13 protein-coding genes and 1 riboswitch are annotated in these 19,279 nt (G+C 72.5%); of the genes, 9 read left to right on the top strand and 4 right to left on the bottom strand.

Translation table 11 applies throughout. From position 1 onward, the window contains the following. The first annotated feature begins 123 nt into the window (after nt 1–123). Nucleotides 124–2,469, top strand: a complete 2,346-nt coding sequence (locus ACFVS9_RS07875) for a GH92 family glycosyl hydrolase (protein WP_389930908.1) — start codon at nt 124–126, stop codon at nt 2,467–2,469. A gap of 112 nt (nt 2,470–2,581) precedes the next feature. On the opposite strand, the gene ACFVS9_RS07870 is transcribed toward ACFVS9_RS07875, so the two are convergent. From ACFVS9_RS07870 to metE, 3 genes are all read right to left on the bottom strand, one after another. After that, nucleotides 2,582–3,409, bottom strand: a complete 828-nt coding sequence (locus ACFVS9_RS07870; RefSeq protein WP_389930907.1) for an aldo/keto reductase — start codon at nt 3,407–3,409, stop codon at nt 2,582–2,584. A 147-nt stretch (nt 3,410–3,556) separates the two neighbouring features. Further along, nucleotides 3,557–4,972, bottom strand: a complete 1,416-nt coding sequence (locus ACFVS9_RS07865) for an NAD-dependent succinate-semialdehyde dehydrogenase (protein WP_383118887.1) — start codon at nt 4,970–4,972, stop codon at nt 3,557–3,559. Between the two features lie 317 nt (nt 4,973–5,289). Continuing rightward, on the bottom strand, nt 5,290–7,608 hold the full coding sequence (gene metE / locus ACFVS9_RS07860) for a 5-methyltetrahydropteroyltriglutamate--homocysteine S-methyltransferase (protein ID WP_383116842.1): 2,319 nt from the start codon (nt 7,606–7,608) through the stop codon (nt 5,290–5,292). Nucleotides 7,609–7,766: 158 nt separating this feature from the next. Next, a riboswitch (cobalamin riboswitch) is annotated at nt 7,767–7,987 on the bottom strand. A 266-nt stretch (nt 7,988–8,253) separates the two neighbouring features. On the opposite strand from metE, the gene ACFVS9_RS07855 reads away from it, so the two are divergent. Further along, a complete protein-coding gene (locus tag ACFVS9_RS07855) occupies nt 8,254–8,688 on the top strand; it encodes a VOC family protein (protein ID WP_383116843.1) in 435 nt (144 codons plus the stop codon). 496 nt (nt 8,689–9,184) lie between these two features. Next, a complete protein-coding gene (locus tag ACFVS9_RS07850; RefSeq protein ID WP_389930904.1) occupies nt 9,185–10,723 on the top strand; it encodes a glycoside hydrolase family 43 protein in 1,539 nt (512 codons plus the stop codon). Between the two features lie 51 nt (nt 10,724–10,774). Here ACFVS9_RS07850 and ACFVS9_RS07845 read toward each other — a convergent pair whose 3' ends face one another. Then, on the bottom strand, nt 10,775–11,113 hold the full coding sequence (locus ACFVS9_RS07845; protein ID WP_389930902.1) for a GNAT family N-acetyltransferase: 339 nt from the start codon (nt 11,111–11,113) through the stop codon (nt 10,775–10,777). A gap of 402 nt (nt 11,114–11,515) precedes the next feature. Between ACFVS9_RS07845 and ACFVS9_RS07840 the strand changes: the two genes are divergently transcribed. The 6 genes from ACFVS9_RS07840 (at nt 11,516) to ACFVS9_RS07815 (ending at nt 19,224) form a co-directional block, all read left to right on the top strand. Next, nucleotides 11,516–12,355: a maleylpyruvate isomerase family mycothiol-dependent enzyme gene (locus tag ACFVS9_RS07840; protein WP_389930901.1), complete on the top strand. Its 840-nt coding sequence runs from the start codon at nt 11,516–11,518 to the stop codon at nt 12,353–12,355. 317 nt (nt 12,356–12,672) lie between these two features. Next, nucleotides 12,673–13,656 (top strand): Lrp/AsnC family transcriptional regulator, encoded by a 984-nt coding sequence (locus ACFVS9_RS07835; protein ID WP_389931074.1) that lies wholly within the window; start codon nt 12,673–12,675, stop codon nt 13,654–13,656. Between the two features lie 264 nt (nt 13,657–13,920). Continuing rightward, nucleotides 13,921–14,856, top strand: a complete 936-nt coding sequence (locus ACFVS9_RS07830) for a polysaccharide deacetylase (protein WP_383116847.1) — start codon at nt 13,921–13,923, stop codon at nt 14,854–14,856. Beyond that, entirely contained in the window at nt 14,853–16,160 is a 1,308-nt protein-coding gene (locus tag ACFVS9_RS07825; RefSeq protein ID WP_383116848.1) for an MFS transporter, read from the top strand. Before ACFVS9_RS07830 ends, ACFVS9_RS07825 begins: the two co-directional genes overlap by 4 nt. Then, complete coding sequence (locus ACFVS9_RS07820) at nt 16,160–17,017, top strand: SDR family NAD(P)-dependent oxidoreductase (RefSeq protein ID WP_389930899.1); 858 nt, start codon at nt 16,160–16,162, stop codon at nt 17,015–17,017. Before ACFVS9_RS07825 ends, ACFVS9_RS07820 begins: the two co-directional genes overlap by 1 nt. Continuing rightward, nucleotides 17,014–19,224, top strand: a complete 2,211-nt coding sequence (locus ACFVS9_RS07815; protein WP_389930898.1) for a 2-dehydropantoate 2-reductase — start codon at nt 17,014–17,016, stop codon at nt 19,222–19,224. The genes ACFVS9_RS07820 and ACFVS9_RS07815 overlap by 4 nt, the downstream gene beginning before the upstream one ends. Nucleotides 19,225–19,279 lie beyond the last annotated feature (55 nt).

Raw genomic sequence — 19,279 nt, 5'->3', positions numbered from 1 at the left:
GGACGGATCCGGCGGCCCGTGACGCGCCCCGCCGCGACTCTTGACGAGTACACGCATACGGGCCAAGAATGATCGCGCACTGCGCATGACAACGTTGTCGGCATCGGGAGAGGCGCTCATTCCATGAGATGGACCCAGTGGATCCGCGGCGCGGGGACGGCGGCCGCCACGGCCGCACTCCTCGGCGGCGCCGTCGCACCCGCAGCGGCGGGCGGAGGGGGCCCCGCCGAACGCGGCCGGCTCACCGATCTCGTCAACCCGTTCATCGGAACCGAGAACGAGGGCAACACCTACCCGGGCGCCGCGGTGCCCTTCGGCATGGTGCAGCTCTCGCCGGACACCGGACACAGCACGGGCTACGACTACGCGCAGAACCGCATCAGGGGCTTCTCCACCGTCCATGTGTCAGGAGTCGGCTGCGGCCTCGGCGGTGACCTCCCGGTGCTCCCGACGACCGGTGACATCACCTCGACGGACAACGCCACGTACGCGGCCGGGTTCAGCCACGACGACGAGAAGGCGGGCCCCGGCACCTACATGGTCGGGCTCGGGACGGGGATCAGGGCCGAGCTGAGCGCCACCCGGCGCACCGGGGTCCAGCGCTACACCTTCCCCGCCACGGACAAGGCCAACGTCCTCATCAACGCCGGCCAGTCGCTCCACCGGACGGTGAACACCGAGGTCGAGATCCTCGACAACCGCACCGTGCGCACGGCCGTCACCGGCAGCGGCTTCTGCCAGGACACCAAGCCCTACACGGTGTACACCCTGACCCGTTTCGACCGGCCCTTCACCACCTCCGGGACGTGGAAGGGCGACACGGTCACCCAGGGGTCCACGGCCTCCTCCGCCGGTGCCGAGCGCAACGGCGCCTATGTGCGCTTCGACACCTCCGAGGACCGCACGGTCGAGGCGACCACGGCGATCTCGTACGTGGACGCCAGGGGAGCCGCCCTCAACCTCCGTGCCGAAGGCGGCCGTTCGTACGACCGCGTGGCGCGCGCCGCGCGGGCCGCGTGGGAGGACCGCCTCGGCGACGTCCGGGCGAAGGGCGGCGACGAGACCCTGCGCCGGACCTTCTACTCCTCCCTGTACCGCTCGTTCCTCGCGCCGAACATCGGCAGCGACGTCGACGGCCGCTACACGGGCTGGGACCAGAGGATCCACCGGGCCGAGGGATTCACCTACTACCAGAACTGGTCCCTCTGGGACACCTACCGCACCCAGGCCCAGCTCCTCTCCCTGCTCGCGCCCCACGAGTCCCGGGACATGGCGATCTCCGTCCTCACGATCGACGAGGACAGCGGCTGGCTGCCCAAGTGGGGCTACGGCACGGTCGAGACGAACATCATGACGGGCGACCCCGTCACTCCCTTCCTCACCAACGCCTACCAGCAGGGACTGCTCAAGGGGTACGAGGAGCGGGCGTACCGGGCGCTGAGGAAGAACGCCGACGGCGTGCCGCCGGCCGACTCCGCGCCGGTGGGCCGTGAGGCGAACAAGGAGTACCTCGCCGACGGGTTCGCGCCGTACGTCAAGGGCCGCGCCCATGTGAAGCCGGGCGACTCCGACTACGACCACGGGGCCTCGGCGACCCTGGAGTACGCCCTGTCCGACGCGATGCTCGGGCAGATGGCGAAGGAACTGGGACACCGGGCCGACGCGGCGCGCTACACCGCACGGGCCCAGAACTACCGGAAGATCTTCGACCGTTCGACCGGCTTCTTCCGCGCACGGGACGCGAACGGTGACTTCACCGGCCCCGTCGACCCGGCGCGGAGCGAGGGCTTCCACGAGGGCACGTCCTGGCAGTACCAGTGGCTCGTCCCGCAGGACCTGCCCGGCGTGGTCTCCCTGATCGGCGGCACCGAGGCCGCCAACGAACGCCTGGACTCGTTCTTCGCCTACGAGCAGCTGCTCCAGGACCCGGCGAGGACCGCGCGGGAGGTGTGGGTGAACGGGCCCTACGACTACTACAACGCCGACAAGTACAACCCGCAGAACGAGCCCGACCTGATCGCCCCCTACACCTATCTCTCCACCGGCCGGCCCTGGCAGACGACGGACGTGGTGCACGCGGCGCTCACGCTCTTCACGGACAGCCCGACCGGGATGACCGGCAACGACGACCTGGGCACGATGTCCGCCTGGAACGTCCTGTCCTCGATCGGGATCTTCCCGGTCCAGCCGGGCACCGACACCTGGGGTCTGTCGACCCCCGTGTTCGAGCGGGTCGACCTGACCCTCGACCGCCGTTACTACCCCCGGGGCGGCCTGACCGTGAAGGCTCCGGGTACGTCGGCTTCGGCGCGCTACATCCGGTCGGCGCGGACGGACGGGACCCCTTACGGGAAGACCTACCTGACCACCGACGACATCCGCGGAACACGCGAGCTGTCCTTCGAGGTCGGCGGGACGCCGTCACGGTGGGGCACCTCGCCGGACGCGGCGCCGCCCGCCCTGAAGTAGCGCTCCCCGTCGGTGGCGGGCGCGCCTCCGAACGGCAGGCGCGGCACCGGACCCGCCCCTCACCGAGGGGCGGGTCCGGTGCGGCGCGCTTGCGCTGCCGCGCCGGGGAGCCTCAGCCGTTGAAGCGGTCCGGGTCGAACCCCGTGCGCTCGTCACGGTTCAGGGCGTTGATCTCGCCGATGTCCCCCTCGGTGAGCTCGAAGTCGAAGAGGTCGAAGTTCTCCTCGATCCGCTTCCGGGTCACCGACTTGGGGAACACGATGTCCCCGCGCTGGAGGTGCCAGCGCAAGGTGACCTGCGCCGTCGACCTGCCGACCCGCTCCGCGATCCGGACGAGCGTGGGATCGTCGAGCACCTTGCCCTGCGCGATGGGGGACCAGGCCTCGGTGGCGATACCGTGTTCGGCGTCGAACGCCCGCACGGTGTCCTGGGTGAGGTACGGGTGCACCTCGATCTGGTTGACGGCGGGCACGACCACACCGCCGTCCAGCAGCCGGCGCAGGTGGTGCGGCTGGAAGTTCGAGACCCCGATGCTCTTGACCCGCCCCGAACGGTAGATCTCCTCCAGGGCCTTCCACGTCTCCACGAAGTCGCCCCGGTCCGGCAGGGGCCAGTGGATGAGGAAGAGGTCCAGGTACTCCAGTCCCAGCTTCTCCATCGTGCCGTCGAAGGCCCGGAGCGCGTCGTCGTACGCGTGGGCGTGGTTGTCCAGCTTGCTGGTGACGAAGACGTCCGCCCGGTCGAGCCCCGAGTCCCGGACGGCCTGCCCGACCTCCCTCTCGTTGCCGTACATCTGCGCGGTGTCGATGTGGCGGTAGCCGGTCTTCAGCGCCGTCAGGGTGGTCTCGCGGGTCTCCTCCGGAGGGATCTGGAAGGTACCGAAACCGAGCTGGGGGATCTCCATACCGTTGTTGAGGGTGAGGGCGGGTACTGCGGGCATGGGTGGCTCCTTGTCGTCGGTCTTTCCGGGGGTGCCGGACCGGTCGCCCGGTCCTTCCCGGCTTCTCCGGTCCTCGGGCCCTTCGCTCCCGGCTTCCCGGGACGGTGACGGCGGGCCGGGGCGTCACCACGGCGCGGGGCCGGCGGTTCAGCCCGCGATGCCGCGCAGTTCCGCGTCCGGCGGCAGGACACGGACCAGCTTGCGGTTGACGAACTCCCGCATGCCGAGCTTCGACAGCTCCCGCCCGTATCCCGAGCGCTTGATCCCGCCGAAGGGGAGATCCGGCTGGGTGGACGTCGGGTGGTTGATCCAGACCATGCCGGTCTCCACCCGCTCGGCCACCTTCCGGGCCCGTTCGACGTCCGCGCAGAAGACGGATCCGCCGAGGCCGTACTGGCTGTCGTTGGCGAGGGCGACCGCCTCGTCCTCGTCCGCCACCCGGTGGATCACGGCCGCCGGCCCGAACAGCTCCTCGGCGTAGGCCCGCATGCCGGGCTTGACGCCGGTGAGGATCGTCGGCTCGACGTAGGCGCCCGGGCGGTCGACGCGCGCGCCGCCGATGACGAGGTCGGCTCCCTGCTCCACGGTCTCACGGATCTGGTCGGTCAGGTCCGACGCCGCCCGCTCCGAGGAGAGCGGTCCCAGGGTCGTCGCCTCGTCCGAGGGGTCGCCGGGGCGGAGCTCGGAGAAGGCCCGGCGCATGCCCTCCACGAAGTCGTCGTACACGTCCGCCACGACGATGAACCGCTTCGAGGCCACGCAGCTCTGCCCGGTGTTCGCCATCCGCCCCGCCACCGCGGCGCCGACCGTGCGTTCCAGGCCTTCCCCGTCGAGGACGATGAAGACATCACTGCCGCCCAGCTCCAGCAGGCTGGGTTTCATGTTCCGACCGGCGCGTTCGGCGACCTGGGCTCCCGCCCGCTCGCTGCCGGTCAGGGAGGCCCCGCGCACGACAGGACTGTCGATGACGCGCGAGATCTCCTCGTGGCTCACGAACAGATTGGTGTAGACGCCGGGTCCAGCGCCGGCGTCCCGGAACAGCGACTCCAGGGCGAGCGCGGACTGCGGGCAGATTCCCGCGTGCTTGACCATCACGGTGTTGCCCAGCACGAGGTTGGGCCCCGCGAAGCGCACCACCTGGTAGAGCGGGAAGTTCCACGGCATGACGCCCAGCAGCACCCCCAGTGGTTCGCTGACGAGCCAGGCCTCGCCCTCCTCGACGTCCAGCGGTTCGTCGGCGGCGAAGCCGGGGCCGTGCTCCGCGTAGTACGCCAGGATCGACGCGGCCAGGTCCACCTCACCGCGTGCCTCGGAGATCAGCTTGCCCATCTCCAGGGTGATGATCTGGGCGAGCGGCTCCTTGCGCTCCCGCATCAGCTCGGCCGCGCGCCCGACCACGGCGGCGCGGTCCTCGATCGGCTTCCTCCGCCAGGCACCGAAGGCGCGGTCCGCCGCGTCGAGGGCGGAATCGACCTCTTCGCCCTGGATCGAGGGGAACTCCGCCACGGTTTCGCCGGTGGCGGGGTTGACGGTGGCGAATGAACTCGTGCGCTGCTCCGGCATGAAGTCTCCAGACGACGGATCGGTCACGCGGCGGAATGCTTCATTCCGTCCTCACTGCGGGGTACCCGGCAGCAAAGTGGGCAAACAGGTTCAAATGACTAAATTATTAACGCCTGTACGCGGTGTGTTGGACCTCTTGCTCTCCGTGTCGCCGTGGAGGGGTCGGTGCGGATCTCCTTCCGGCCCCGCCCCCTCGCACGTGTCCGGCCTCCGGCGCCCGAAACCTGAGCGGACGGGGCTCGCCCCGGGCGCCCGGGGACCGGAGGGCGTCCGGACCGGCCGGGGCGCGCGGGGGCGCCCCGGCCGGTCCGGCGAGGTCAGGACGCGGGCAGTTCGCCGCGCACCACGCGTGCGGCGGCGACCAGGTTCTCCAGCGACGCCCGGGTCTCCGGCCAGCCCCTGGTCTTGAGCCCGCAGTCCGGGTTGACCCACAGCCGCTCGGCCGGGATCGCCTCCAGGCCCCTGCGGAGGAGTTCCGCGGCCTCCTCGGCGCTCGGAACGCGGGGCGAGTGGATGTCGTACACACCCGGGCCCGCCTCGCGCGGATATCCGTGGTCCGCCAGCTCGTGGGCGACCTGCATGTGGGAGCGGGCCGCCTCCAGGCTGATCACGTCGGCGTCGAGGTCGTCGATGGCCTGCACGATGTCGCCGAACTCCGCGTAGCACATGTGGGTGTGGATCTGGGTGTCCGGCCGCACCCCGCTCGTGGTGAGCCGGAACGCCTCCGTCGCCCAGGCCAGGTAGGCGGGACGGCCGGCCGCACGCAGGGGCAGCGTCTCGCGCAGTGCGGGCTCGTCCACCTGGATGACCGAGGTCCCGGCCGACTCCAGGTCGTTCACCTCGTCGCGCAGGGCGAGTGCCACCTGGCGGGCGGTGTCGCCGAGGGGCTGGTCGTCGCGGACGAAGGACCAGGCGAGCATGGTGACCGGCCCGGTCAGCATGCCCTTGACCGGCCGGTCGGTGAGTGACCTGGCGTACGTCGTCCAGCCGACCGTCATCGGCTCGGGGCGGGAGACGTCGCCCGCCAGGACCGGCGGGCGGACGTAACGGGTGCCGTAGGACTGGACCCAGCCGTGCCGGGTGGCGAGGTAACCGGTGAGCTGTTCGGCGAAGTACTGGACCATGTCGTTGCGTTCGGCCTCACCGTGCACCAGGACGTCCAGGCCGGCCTTCTCCTGGAAGGAGATGACCTCCTGGATCTCGGCCTTGACGCGCTCCTCGTACCCGGCCGCGTCGAGGCGGCCGCTCCGCAGGCCCGCGCGGGCGGCGCGCAGTTCGGCCGTCTGCGGGAAGGACCCGATGGTCGTCGTCGGCAGCAGCGGCAGGCCCAGGTGGGCCCGCTGGGCCACGGCCCGTTCCGCGTACGGCTGGGAGCGGAGGGCGTCGGCCCGTGTCACCGCGGCGGTGCGGGCGCGGACGGCCGGGTCGTGGGTGACGGGGGAGTGGGCGCGGGACGCCAGATCGGCCCGGTTGGCGGCGAGTTCGGCGGTGACGGCGCCGACCCCCTGGGTGAGGCCCCTGGCCAGGGTGACGATCTCGGCGGTCTTCTGCCGGGCGAAGGCCAGCCAGCGCAGTACCTGCGGCTCGACGTCCCGTTCGGCGGTGGCGTCGAGGGGGACGTGCAGCAGGGAGCAGGAGGAGGCGACGTCGACCCGCCCGGCGAGGCCGAGCAGCGTCCCCAGGGTGGACAGCGACTTCTCCAGATCGTTGATCCAGATGTTGCGGCCGTTGACGACCCCCGCGACCAGGCGCTTGCCGGGCAGTCCGCCGACGGCCGCCAGGGCGTCCAGATTCACGGCGGCGCTCTCGGTGAAGTCCAGCGCGAGACCCTCCACCGGAGTCCTGGCCAGCACGGCGAGCGCCTCGCCGAGCGGGCCGAAGTAGGAGGCGACGAGCAGCTCGGGCCGGTCGTCGAGGCTGCCGAGACCCCGGTAGGCGCGCTCGACGGCGTTCAGTTCGGCGGGTGTGCGGTCCTGGACGAGCGCGGGCTCGTCCAGCTGCACCCACCCGGCACCGGCCGCGCGCAGGTCGGCGAGGACCTCCGCGTACACCGGCAGCAGGCGGTCCAGGAGTGTGAGGGGGTCGAAGTCCGCGGACACGCCGGGGGCCGGCTTGGCGAGGAGCAGGTAGGTGACCGGGCCGACGAGGACGGGCCGGGCGTTCAGCCCCAGGGCGAGTGCCTCCGTCAGTTCGGCGACCTGCTTGGCGGAGTCCGCCGAGAAGACCGTGTCCGGCCCCAGTTCCGGCACCAGGTAGTGGTAGTTGGTGTCGAACCACTTGGTCATCTCCAGTGGTGCGACGTCCTGGGTGCCGCGTGCCATCGCGAAGTAGCCGTCGAGCGGATCCGCGGCGACCGCCTCGCGGTGGCGGGCCGGCACGGCTCCCACCATGACGGTGGTGTCCAGCACGTGGTCGTAGTACGAGAAGTCCCCGGTGGGCACCTCGTCGATCCCGGTCGTGCTCAGCTGCCGCCAGTTGTCGCCGCGCAGCCGGGCCGCGGTGGCGCGGAGGGCGTCGGCGGTGACCCGCCCCTTCCAGTAGCCCTCCACCGCCTGCTTCAGTTCCCGGTTCTGACCCTGCCGGGGGTAGCCGTGGACGGTGGACCGCGCGGTCGCGGTCGTGTGCTCGGTGGTCACGGAGATCTCCTTCGCGAGATGAATCCCTGAGATCCCGGGGACGGCACGAGCGCGCGAAGGGGTGACGTACCGGGACGTGAGGCGTCGTACGACGCCGTGACGGCCTGGTAGGTACGCCGACCCGCCCTCGAGGTCACCGGGATGTCCGCGCACGGATGGTCCGCGCGCGGGCAGTTGGCAGGTCTTCGGACTCGCGGGCACGTCCTGTGTGAGGACACCTAGTGGCCGTCGCTTCCCAGGCCCGGTACGTCGGACCCAGTGCGTATGACGGCGGTCGTTCCCGCTCACCGCTGCGGGGCAGTCCCGGATTCCCACCGGGTTCCCTCTTACGACGCATCCCGTCTGGCGGACGGGGCGAACCAGCTGCACGCGTCAGACTACGGGGCATCCGGGCGGCGCGAGGCGCCAGGTCCAGCATGCGGATGGACCGGGCGCCGGACCGTGGCCGACCGGCGGGCCGGGGCCGGACGCGCCGGACGGGCCGGCGTCCGGCCGTCAGCGGAGGGCGATTCCGCGCCCGTGCCCCCGGACGCGTGAGGCCCGCCCCCAGGCGCCGGCAGGGCGCCCGGCCGGGCCTACGGGAGGCCGGTCCGGGCGGCGGATAATTCGAAGGCCCCCTTGAACGCCACCCGTTAGGGTGGCCCGATGGCGTCGATCAAGCAGGTCCAGATCACCTTCGACTGTGCGGAGCCGGAGCGCGTCGCCCGATTCTGGTGCGAGGTGCTGGGCTACGTGGCACCGGCGCCACCGGAGGGGTTCGCCACCTGGGCCGACTACGAGGACACGCGTCCGCCGGAGCTCAGGGGAGCGTCGTTCTCGTGCGGCGACCCCTCGGGCGTGGGCCCGAGGATGTACTTCCAGCGCGTTCCCGAGGGGAAGACCGTCAAGAACCGGGTGCACCTCGACGTACGCGTCGGCACCGGGCTCGTGGGGGAGGCGCGGGTGGCCGCGCTCGAGGCCGAATGCGCGCGGCTCCTCCCGCTCGGAGCCCGGCGGGTGCACCTGCTGCTCGCCGACGACGAGAACGAGTCGTGCCTGCTGATGCAGGACGTCGAGGGCAACGAGTTCTGCCTCGACTGAGCGACCGCGCACGGCTCGGCTCCGCCCCGGAGTTCTGCCTCGGCTGAGGCTCGGCTCCGCCCCCTGAGCTCTGCCTCGGCTGAGCAGCCGAACCGTCGGGGAACCGCCCCACCGACGCCCGCCCCGCGGCGCCGACGCCGACGCCGGTGCGACGCGTCCGTCCTACTCGCTGCCTGTGGCGCACGGGGTCCCGGCCCCGTGCGGACGCGCGGGACGCGCCCGCGCCGACCGGTCGGGCAGGGTCCGCGGGTGGCCGCGGCGCGCGGATCCGGAGGACACGAACCACCGCCGTCGAAGCGCTTCGACACCGTTCCCTTCCCGGCGGCGGGGCGCCCGCACCCTCCGAGGCAGTGCACCGGCCGTGCGGGGCGGCACGCGCCCCCGCCCCGGTTCCGGCGCATCCTATTGACACCCTCCCGCCCGGCTGCCATCTTCGAAGCGCTTCAACGATCATGGCCGTGGGACACGGTCCTGGCCCGAGCCCCGAGGACAGAGCATGGCGTTCTTCGACAATCCCGTGATACCCGGATTCAGTCCGGACCCGAGCGTCTGCCGTGTCGGCGAGGACTACTACCTGGCGACGTCCAGCTTCGAGTACGTCCCCGGCGTACCGCTGTGGCACAGCAGGGACCTGGTGCACTGGCGGCTGATCGGGCACGCGCTCGACCGGCCGTCACAGCTCGCGCTGCCCGACGACGCGCCGTCCTCGTGCGGGGTCTACGCACCCACGCTGCGCCACCACGACGGCCGCTTCTGGATGATCACGACCGTCGTGGCCGGGGCGGGCAACGTCCTGGTGACCGCCGAGGACCCCGCCGGGCCGTGGTCGGATCCGGTGCCGGTCGGCATCCCGGGCATCGATCCCGACCTCGCCTGGGACGAGGAGGGGAACTGCTGGTGCGTGTTCTCCAACGACGGGATCCGGGCCGTGCGCATCGAGCCGGAGACGGGTGAACTGCTCGGCGGGACCGTGGACATGTGGTCGGGGAGCGGGCTCCAGTACCCCGAGGGTCCGCACCTCTACCGCATCGGCGACTGGTGGTACCTGCTCCTCTCGGAGGGCGGGACCGAACGCGGGCACGCGATGTCGATCGCCCGGGCCCGCTCCCTGACGGGACCGTTCGAACCGCATCCGGCCAACCCCGTGCTGTCCCACCGCAGTACGGGTCACCCGGTGCAGAACACCGGGCACGGTGATCTGGTGGAGGCGCACGACGGCACCTGGTGGATGGTGCTCCTGGGTACCCGGCCCCGGGGCGACACCCCGAAGTTCCACGGCATGGGCCGCGAGACGTTCCTGGTGCCGGTGCGGTGGGAGGACGGGTGGCCACTGCCCGGACCGCTGGAACTCCGCTCCCCGGCACCTGAGCTGACCCCGCACCCCTGGCCCGCCGAGCCGCACCGTGACGACTTCGGGTCTCCCGCCCTCGCACCCTGCTGGGTCTCGCTCAGACGCCACGACCCGAGTGCCGTACGCCTCGACGAGAGGCCCGGACACCTGGTGCTGCACGCCCGAGCGGACAGCATGGACAGACCAGGGGCGCTGTTCGTGGGGCGCCGCCAGCGCGACCCCGACTGCGGTGCGCGGACGCGCGTCGACGTGGGCGCGGGAGGCAGGGGCGGCCTCGCCGTGCGGCTGGACGAGGCCCACCACTTCCAGGTGGAGGTGGAGGACGGGAAGGTACGCGCGGTCGCCCGCATCGGACCGTTGCGCGGGACCGTGGCCGAACGCGACGTACCCGCAGGGCCGTTGACGCTGCGGATCGAGGTGACCACCACCGGGATCCTGCCGCCCACCGTCACCACGCGTCCCACCGGCCCCGACGCGGCCGCCCCCTCCGGCCTCCGGATCGGCGCGCCGGACACCCTCCGCCTGGGGTACGAGACCGACGGCGGGGACTTCGAGATCCTCGCCGAACTCGACGGCCGCTACCTCACGACCGAGGTCGCGGGAGGCTTCACCGGCCGGGTCATCGGCATGTACGCGACCCGGGGAGCCCCGGCCTTCGACTGGTTCGAGCTGCGGCCCGCCTGAGAGCACCCGCACCCGCGACCCGGACGGTGCCCGGGTCGCGGAGAGGACGGTTCAGCGCGCCAGGGTGGTCTCCAGCCACTGGAGGATCTCGGGCGTCACCGGGTCGGTGATGTCGGCGAACTCCTCGTGCTTCTTCAGGAACTTCGCCACGTAGGGGCACACCGGAACGATCCGCCTGCCCGACTGCCGCACCTCGGTCAGCGCCTCCCGCACGAGGACGGAGGCCAGCCCCTGGCCCGCGAAGGCGTCGTCGATCTCGGTGTGGAAGAAGACGCGCCGCTCGTCACGGTCGCGGTAGGCGGTGAACCCGGCCCTCACCTCGCCGACCAGGATCTCGTAGCGGTGTCTGGCGTCCACGTTCCTGACGACGGGGGTGTCGGCCTGGGGCATGGTGTGTTCTCCTTCGGGCGTGTCGGGTCGCCACGCGGTGCGGGGGTGGCCCGGCTCCACGGTGCGGGACAGCGCTCGGCTGTCGGTGCGAGGCCGGTACCGGACGCCGGGCACGCACACTACAGGGGCGTCAGGGAACCCGCCGTGTCCCGGGCCACCAGGTCAGGCGCTCGCTCGCCGACGGACGCCGAACGCCGGGCACCCGCAGGCCTCTTGCCCGGGCGCGGTAGTGACTGTTCTCGTGTACCCGCAGGACTCTTGCCCGGGCGCGGTAGTGACTGTTCTCGTGTACCCGCAGGACTCTTGCCCGGGCGCGGTAGTCACTGTTCTCGTGTACCCGCAGGCAACGAGCGGGCGGTGGGCCCGCGCGACGGGTGCCTCGTCCCGTAGGAGGGTGACGGTATGGGCTCAGCGGCGGACCGGGGGAACGACGTCCGGGGCACGCACCCCGGTCACCTGCCCGAAGGGCTGGCCGACGCGATACGCGCGACGGCCGGGGAGATCGCGGACCTGCTGAGGGGCGCCCCCGACACCGGCGCTCCCGTGCCGGGGCTGGTGTGGACGGTGGGGGAGGTGGCCGCGCACCTGGCCCGGGCCAACGCGCTGATGGCGGAGGCGGCGGCGGGACGGTCCCGCCGGTACGGCGACGGCACCCCGCAGGGCATCGCCGCGGCCAACGAGCAGGTGCTCGCCTCGTTCGGCGAGCGGCGGGCGGAACCGCTGGCCGCGATGATCGTGGCGCAGGCCGACGCGTACCTGGACGCGGCGTCCGGACCCCCGGCGGACGAGCGGCTGATGACGCCGATGGGTCCGATGGACCGGGCGGTCCTCGGCTCGTACCTCCTGACGCACATGCTGGGCCACGGCCACGACCTGGCCCGCGCGCTGAAGCGTCCGCACATGGTCGACCGGGACCGGGTCGCGCTGGCGCTTCCTTTCATGGTCGAGGCCATGCCACGGGTGACCGACCCCGCGACCACGGCAGGGCTGAACGCCCGCTACGCGGTCAGGCTCCGGGGCGGAGGACGGATCGGCGTCACCTTCACCGACGGCGTGGCGACCGTGGGCCACGAGGTCCCGGACCGCCCCGACTGCACGATCTCCGTCGAGCCGGTCACCTTCCTGCTCATGGCCCTCGGCCGCTGCTCCCCGGCGGGCGCCCTGGCCAGGGGACGCGTCCTCGCATGGGGCCGCAGGCCGTGGCTGGGGCCACGGTTCCCCGCGTACTTCAAGGCCCCGTGAGGAGGGGGCCGACACGGCGGCGCGTTCCCGCACGGCGGGCTCCGGCCGGCGCCGACCGGGACCCGTGAAGCGCCTGGCGCGCGCCCCGGTGACGGCCCTCACAGCGGCCCAGCGGAAACTTGCACGCTCCCGCGGGGCGATCCTGCACGGGGCGGTACCCCCGGCCGACCAGGGACGATCTGCTGAATTTCCCTGTCCGAAACACATCTGACACCGGAGACCCCTTCTGGGGTGCGGCTTTATGCAGGATTCCATCGTTGACGGGTTTCCGGGTGGTGATTAACGTCCCTGCCATGTCATCCCGAGCCCACGCAGGCATGATCGACGAACTGGACCGCCGCGTCATCGCCGCGCTCCAGCTCAACGGCCGTGCGTCGTGGAACGCCGTCGCCCGCTGGGTGGAGGTCAGCGAGACCACCGCGCAGCGGCGCTACCAGGCGCTGCGCGAGCGCAGGCTCGTACACGTGGTCGGCGCGCTGGAGCTGGACCGCACCGAAAGCGGCTCGTCCATGCTCCTACGCGTGCACGCCAAGCCGGGCAAGGGCCTGGAACTCGCGGAGCTGCTGGCCGAGTGCCCCGAGGTGCGGTTCCTGGCCGTCGTCACCGGTACGGCCGACCTGATCGTCGACTTCGTCGCCCAGGACAACGAACAGCTGATGAGGCTGCTCTTCACCGATCTGCCCGGCGCACACCTGATGACCGGCACCGAGAGCGTCGCCGTCATCCGCAACTTCACCTCGGCTGCCATGTGGGACACCGGTCTGCTCCCGCCCGAGGCGGTCGCCGACCTGCGGCCGCCCACGCTCGCCCCATCCTGCGACCGTGACGACTGGGACCGGGCGCCACAAGCGCTGTCCGGCATCGAGCAGGCCGTGGCCGACGGACTCGCCGAGGACGGCCGGCTGCCGGTCAGTACCCTGGCCCGCCGGCTGGGGCGCAGCGAGTCCAGTGTCTCGCGGGCCATGGACCGGCTGGTGGAGCGCGGAGTGCTGCACTTCCGGACCCTCGTCGACCCGGCGCTCCTGGGGTACCAGGCGGAGTTCATGGTGTGGCTCTCCATCGAGCCGGACCGGCTCGACGCGGCGGGACGGCAGCTCGCCCGACATCCCGGCACCAAGTTCCTCGCCGCGGCCACGGGCAGGTTCAACCTGGTCGGCCACATGGTCCTGCCCCGCCGCACCGACCTGTTCCGCTACACCGGCGAGGTCATCGGAGCCCTCCCGGGACTGAACGCCTCCGACGTCACCGTGCACCTGGCCACCGTCAAGGGTGCCTGGACCCGGCTGGACCGCTCCGGCTGAGCCCCCGGGCGACCTGCCGTACGACCACCCGACGTACGGCGGACCGTCCGAGCCGCGGCCCGTACATCTGCACATCCGCTCACCGTCACCCCGGCACACGCCGGCGGCCGCTCCGGCGCGCCCGTATCCGGTGACGAGGACCGTCCCGCACCCGCGTCAGGGCGGCAGCGTGCCCGTGCGCGCCCCCTCATGCCCCGAACACCCGCCCCCGTCCCGGCCCTCCGGTCCGGAGCCCCCCGTCCCCGAGTCACAGCGGAGATCACCATGCCCACGAACGAGCCGGACACCGCCACGCAGAGCTGGCGGTGGCCCGAGAGCGAATGGCGGCGGCACGTCGAGGCCGTCCGTGCCGGACGCGGGCTGCTGCCCGAACGCTGGCCGGACGGTGCCCGGGTCGCGGTCGCCCTGTCCTTCGACTCCGACCACGAGACCATCCCCCTGCGTGACGGCCTGACCAGCCCCGGACTGCTCGCCCAGGGCGAGTACGGCGCCCGGGTCGGTGCCCCCCGGGTCCTGGACCTGCTCGCCCGCTTCGGGGTCCCGGCGACGTTCTTCATGCCGGCCGTCTCCGCGCTGCTCCACCCCGAGGAGGCCAGGTCCTACACCCGCGACGGCCACGAGATCGCGGTGCACGGGTGGATCCACGAGCGCAACACGCTGATGGGCGCGGAGGACGAGAAGGAGCTCGTGGGGCGGGCCCTGGACACCCTCACCGACCTCACCGGGCAGCGTCCGACCGGTATCCGCACCCCGTCCTGGGACTTCTCCGACTCGACCCTCCAGACCATCCTCGACCTCGGCTTCTCCTACGACTCGTCGCTGATGGCCGACGACGAGCCGTACGAGATCCTGGCCGCCGGCCGGCCCACCGGCCTGGTCGAGATCCCCGTCGACTGGATCCGCGACGACGCGCCGTACTTCACGATGGACCGCTACGGCGCGGTCCGCCCCCACAGCCGTCCCCGCGACGTGCTGGAGATCTGGACCGACGAGTTCGACGCCGCCTACCGCGCGGGCGGCGTCTTCCAGCTCACCCTCCATCCGCACGTCATCGGCCACCGCTCACGGCTGATCGTCCTGCGCGAACTGCTCGACCACATCTCCGCTCACCCCGGCGTGTGGTTCGCGACCCACGCGGAACTGGCCCGGACCGTCCGCGCCGCGACGCCTCCCCACGAGATCCCGGAGCACACGTCATGAGTACCGAGTCCCCCGCGGTCCCGGCCGCCACCGGCACGCACAAGCTGAACGGCAAGCAGCGCAAGGCCATCGTCGCCGGCACGATCGGCAACACCGTGGAATGGGTCGACTGGGCCCTCTACTCCATCTTCGCCAAGATCATCGCCGATGAGTTCTTCCCCTCCGGCAACGGCGCCGTGGCCCTGCTGTCCACGCTCGCCGTCTTCGCCGTCGGCTTCGTCATGCGGCCGGTGGGCGCGGCCGTACTCGGGGTGTACGCCGACCGGCACGGCCGCAAGAAGGGCATGACCCTGACGGTCGGGCTGATGGCGGGCGCCGCCTTCGTCATCGCCCTGACCCCGAGCTACCAGTCCATCGGCGTGCTCTCCCCGCTGGTGCTGCTGGTGGCGCGGCTGGTCCAGGGATTCTCCGCCGGAGGCGAGTTCGGCTCCTCCTCCGCGTTCCTCGTGGAGTCCGCGGCCGTCGGACGCCGCGCCTTCGCCGGATCGTGGCAGCAGGTGTCGGTCGCCGGGGGTGTGCTGATCGCCTCGCTGCTGGGGACGATCACCACCTCCGCCCTCAGCGACGACGCCCTGCACGCGTGGGGCTGGCGCCTCGCCTTCGTGGTGGGCGGGCTGCTCGGACTGGTCGGCCTGTGGCTGCGGGTCTCGGTGGAGGACACCGAGTCCTTCACCCAGGCCCGGGGCGAGGGCCGCACGCGTTCCAACCCGCTCAAGGCGATGTTCGTCGAGCACCCCGGAGCGGCGCTGCGCGTCGCGGGAATCACCGTCGCGGGCACGCTGACGTACTACATCTGGGTCAACTACCTCCCGACGTACGCCAATCTCACCACCGGCATCCCGCTGAGCGAAGCCCTGCTGTCCCAGACGCTCTGCCTGGTCGTCTTCGTCGTGCTGCTGCCGTTCGTCGGACTGCTCTCCGACCGGCTCGGCCGCAAGCCGACCATGGCCGCCTTCGCGGGCGGATTCGTCGTGCTGGCCTGGCCGTTGCTGCACCTGCTGGGCGACAGCTTCCTCAGCCTCTTCCTGGTGCAGCTGATCGGGATGCTGCTGATCCTCGGCTACTCCGCGAACTGCGCGGTCATCATGGCCGAGCAGTTCCCCGCGGAGATCCGGGCCACCGGGATCGCCCTGCCGTACGCGCTGGCCGTCGCCCTCTTCGGCGGCACCGCCCCCTACCTCACCACCTGGATGCACGAGAGCGGGCACAGCGACCTGCTGTGGCTGTACGTCGCCGGGGCGTCGCTGATCTCGTTCCTCGTCTACGTGACGATGCCCGAGACCAAGAACAAGGAGTTCCACTGATGCGCCACGTCCTCGTCACCGGTGCGGCCGGCGGGATCGGCCGGGCCGTCGCGGAGGAGTTCGCCGCGGAAGGTGCCGCCCTCACCCTCGCCGACCGCGACCGCGAGGCACTCGACGCCTTCGCCGCACAGCTCGGCGCGGCGGGCTCCGGACCGGTCGGAGCGCTCACCGTCGACCTGACGTCGCCGGACGCCGCGGCGGACCTCGTCCACCAGGCCTGGGCCGCGCGCGGACCGGTCGACGTGCTGGTCAACGCGGCCGGCGTCTACCCGTCCCTCGACATGGGCGAGGTGACCGCCGCGGAGTGGGACCGGCTCTTCGCCGTCAACCTGCGGGCCCCGGTCCTGGCCACCGCGGCCTTCTCCCGGCTGGCCGTGGAGCACGGTCTCCCCGGCGCGGTCGTCAACATCTCCTCGGGCTCGGCACTCCGCGCCCGGCCCGGGGGCGGGCCCTACGCCAGCTCCAAGGCGGCCCTGGAGATGGCCACCCGGGCCGCCGCCCTCGAACTGGGTGCCCACGGCATCCGGGTGAACGCCGTCAGCCCCGGATTCGTCCCGGTCGACAGCGCGTGCAACCCGGTCTCCGAGGAGTACGCCGCCGCCATCGGCGCCAACCCGCTCGGCAGGCCGGGCACCCCCGGGGACATCGCCCGCGCGGTCCGCTGGATCGCGGGCCCCGACGCCTCCTGGATCACCGGCGAGATCCTCCGGGTCGACGGAGGGTCCAGCACCGGTGCGCTCCAGCTGCCCCGGATCTGGCCGCCGGAGGGCACCGCGCCGTCCGGCGGCACCCCGCACACCCCCACCGCCGTACCCGCACCACCGGCCCGGCCGGCCACGGAAGGACAGTCCGCATGAGCAGCGACAGCTACACCGTGGTGGGAGCCGGGGCCATCGGAGGGACCCTCGCCTTCGCCCTGGCCCGCGCGGGCCACCGCGTCCAGCTCATCGACACCGACGCGGAGCACGTGGCGGTGATCCGTGAGCGGGGGCTGACCGTGGCCCGGGGCGAGCGCCGGGAGAGCGTGCGGGTGGAGGCGGCCACGCCCGACGCCTTCGACGGCACCGTCCACCGGGTGCTCCTCGCCGTCAAGGCGCAGGCCACGGGCGCCGCCCTGGACTGGATCGCTCCGAGGCTCGCCCCGGACGGCTGGGTCGTCTCGTTCCAGAACGGCTTCAACGAGGAGCTGATAGCGGACAGGATCGGGCCGGAACGCACCGTCGCCGCCTTCGTCAACATCTTCGCCGACGTCATCGAACCCGGGGTGATCCTCGACGGGGGCGCCGGGGCCCTGGTGGTCGGCGAGTGCCACGGCGCCGCCGTCTCCGGGCGGGTCCGCGCGCTCGTCGCGGACCTGCAGAGCTGGGGACCCGCGGTGGCCAGCGACAACGTCGAGGGTTATCTGTGGGCCAAGGCCGGGTTCGGCGCCATGCTGGCCGCCACCGCCCTGGCCGACGCGCCGATGGCGGAGCTGATCGACCGCCACCCGCTCACCATGCACGCGGTGGCGGGCGAGGTCTTCGACGTGGCCGACGCCCGGGGGGTGGAACTGGAGGCGTTCGACGCCTTCGAGCCCTCGGCGTTCAGGAGGGCCGCCGGTCCCGGCGAGCGCTCCGCCGCCACCGGCCGTCTCACCGCCTGGCTGGGCACCCAGGCCAAGGACCGCAGCGGCATCTGGCGTGACCTCGCGGTCCGCCGCCGGCCCGTCGAGGTGACCACGCACTACGCGGAGGTCTTCACCCAGGCCGAGCGCCACGGGGTGGGCACCCCCGTCCTGCGCTCCGTCATCGACGGGCTGCGGGAGCTGGAGCGCGATCCGGACCTGATGGCGGAGTCGCGGCTGGACGCGCTCGACCACCTCGCGGCCTCCGCCCCGGCCCAGGCCGGTCCCGCCGGCTCGGCCCGTCCTGACCGGGACAGGGCCACGGCGGTGGGCGCGTGGCTGGAGGCGCACCGGGAGGACATGGTCGACGACCTGGCCGCGTACACCTCCCAGGGGAGCGCCAGCGACGACCGGGAGGCCCTCGCCGCCTGTCTGGCCTGGGTACGCGGCTGGCTCGACGGCGCCCTGGGCACCCCGGAGGCGGAGGAGGTCCTGGAACGCGAGCGCACGGGCGACATCCTGGTCCGCCGCTACCCGGGCACCGGGAGCCGCCCGGTGCTCCTGCTGGGCCACTACGACACGGTCTGGCCCACCGGCACCCTGGCGGAGTGGCCCTTCCGGCGGGACGGCGACCGGATCACCGGCCCCGGCGTCTTCGACATGAAGGCCGGACTGGTGCAGGCGGTGTGGGCCCTGCGGGCCCTGGACGCGCTCGGCCTGCCCCGCCCCGCCTGCACGCTCATGCTCAACGGCGACGAGGAGACCGGCAGCCTCACCTCGAGCGACGCGATCGTCGCGGAGGCCCTGGACAGCCGCGCCGCCCTCGTCTTCGAGGCCGCGGCCGACGGCGCCGTGAAGACGGCACGCAAGGGAGTCGGCCTCTTCACCCTCACCGTCACCGGCCGGGAGGCGCACGCGGGCCTCGACCCGGACGCCGGGGCGAGCGCGGTCGAGGAACTGGCCCAGCAGATCCTGCTGCTGGCCGGTCTGCGCGACCGGGAGGCCGGAACCTCCCTCAACGTGGGAGTGGTCGAGGGCGGCACCCGCAGCAACGTGACGGCCGGCCAGGCCGTCGCCCGGCTCGACGTCCGCGTCGCCACCGCCGCCGAACAGGAGCGCGTCGGCGCCGCGCTGGCCGCCCTGCGGCCGGTGGACGGGCGCACGTCGGTCGAGGTGACGGGCGGCTGGAACCGCCCTGTCTTCGAACGTACCCCGGCCGTCGCCGAGTTGGCACAGCTGGCCCGCTCCTGCGCGGCGACGCTCGGCCACGACCTGCGCGAGACGTCGGTCGGGGGCGCGAGCGACGGCAACTTCGTCGTGGCCGCGGGGGTCCCCGTGCTGGACGGGATCGGCGCCGTCGGCTCCGGAGCCCACGCCCGCTCGGAGAACACCTCGGTGGCGGGCATGGTGGAACGCGCGGCGCTGACGGCGATGGTCCTCACGACCCTGTCCGACGGCTGACCCGCCCGGCCCACGACAGCGGTCCCGCCCCCGCCCGTCCGGAGCGGAGGCGGGA

Source organism: Streptomyces sp. NPDC058008 (assembly GCF_042886395.1).
Taxonomy (GTDB): domain Bacteria; phylum Actinomycetota; class Actinomycetes; order Streptomycetales; family Streptomycetaceae; genus Streptomyces.
The sequence above is the reverse complement of the archived record's forward strand: the minus strand, read 5'-3'. Positions and strand labels throughout refer to the sequence as shown.

Bases quoted from the DNA above. Each gene is read 5' to 3' on its own strand.
- ACFVS9_RS07875 (WP_389930908.1), top strand. From the start codon at position 124: ATGAGATGGACCCAGTGGATCCGCGGCGCGGGGACGGCGGCCGCCACG.
- ACFVS9_RS07870 (WP_389930907.1), bottom strand. From the start codon at position 3,409: ATGCCCGCAGTACCCGCCCTCACCCTCAACAACGGTATGGAGATCCCC.
- ACFVS9_RS07865 (WP_383118887.1), bottom strand. From the start codon at position 4,972: ATGCCGGAGCAGCGCACGAGTTCATTCGCCACCGTCAACCCCGCCACC.
- ACFVS9_RS07855 (WP_383116843.1), top strand. From the start codon at position 8,254: ATGGCGTCGATCAAGCAGGTCCAGATCACCTTCGACTGTGCGGAGCCG.
- ACFVS9_RS07850 (WP_389930904.1), top strand. From the start codon at position 9,185: ATGGCGTTCTTCGACAATCCCGTGATACCCGGATTCAGTCCGGACCCG.
- ACFVS9_RS07845 (WP_389930902.1), bottom strand. From the start codon at position 11,113: ATGCCCCAGGCCGACACCCCCGTCGTCAGGAACGTGGACGCCAGACAC.
- ACFVS9_RS07840 (WP_389930901.1), top strand. From the start codon at position 11,516: ATGGGCTCAGCGGCGGACCGGGGGAACGACGTCCGGGGCACGCACCCC.
- ACFVS9_RS07835 (WP_389931074.1), top strand. From the start codon at position 12,673: ATGATCGACGAACTGGACCGCCGCGTCATCGCCGCGCTCCAGCTCAAC.
- ACFVS9_RS07830 (WP_383116847.1), top strand. From the start codon at position 13,921: ATGCCCACGAACGAGCCGGACACCGCCACGCAGAGCTGGCGGTGGCCC.
- ACFVS9_RS07825 (WP_383116848.1), top strand. From the start codon at position 14,853: ATGAGTACCGAGTCCCCCGCGGTCCCGGCCGCCACCGGCACGCACAAG.
- ACFVS9_RS07820 (WP_389930899.1), top strand. From the start codon at position 16,160: ATGCGCCACGTCCTCGTCACCGGTGCGGCCGGCGGGATCGGCCGGGCC.
- ACFVS9_RS07815 (WP_389930898.1), top strand. From the start codon at position 17,014: ATGAGCAGCGACAGCTACACCGTGGTGGGAGCCGGGGCCATCGGAGGG.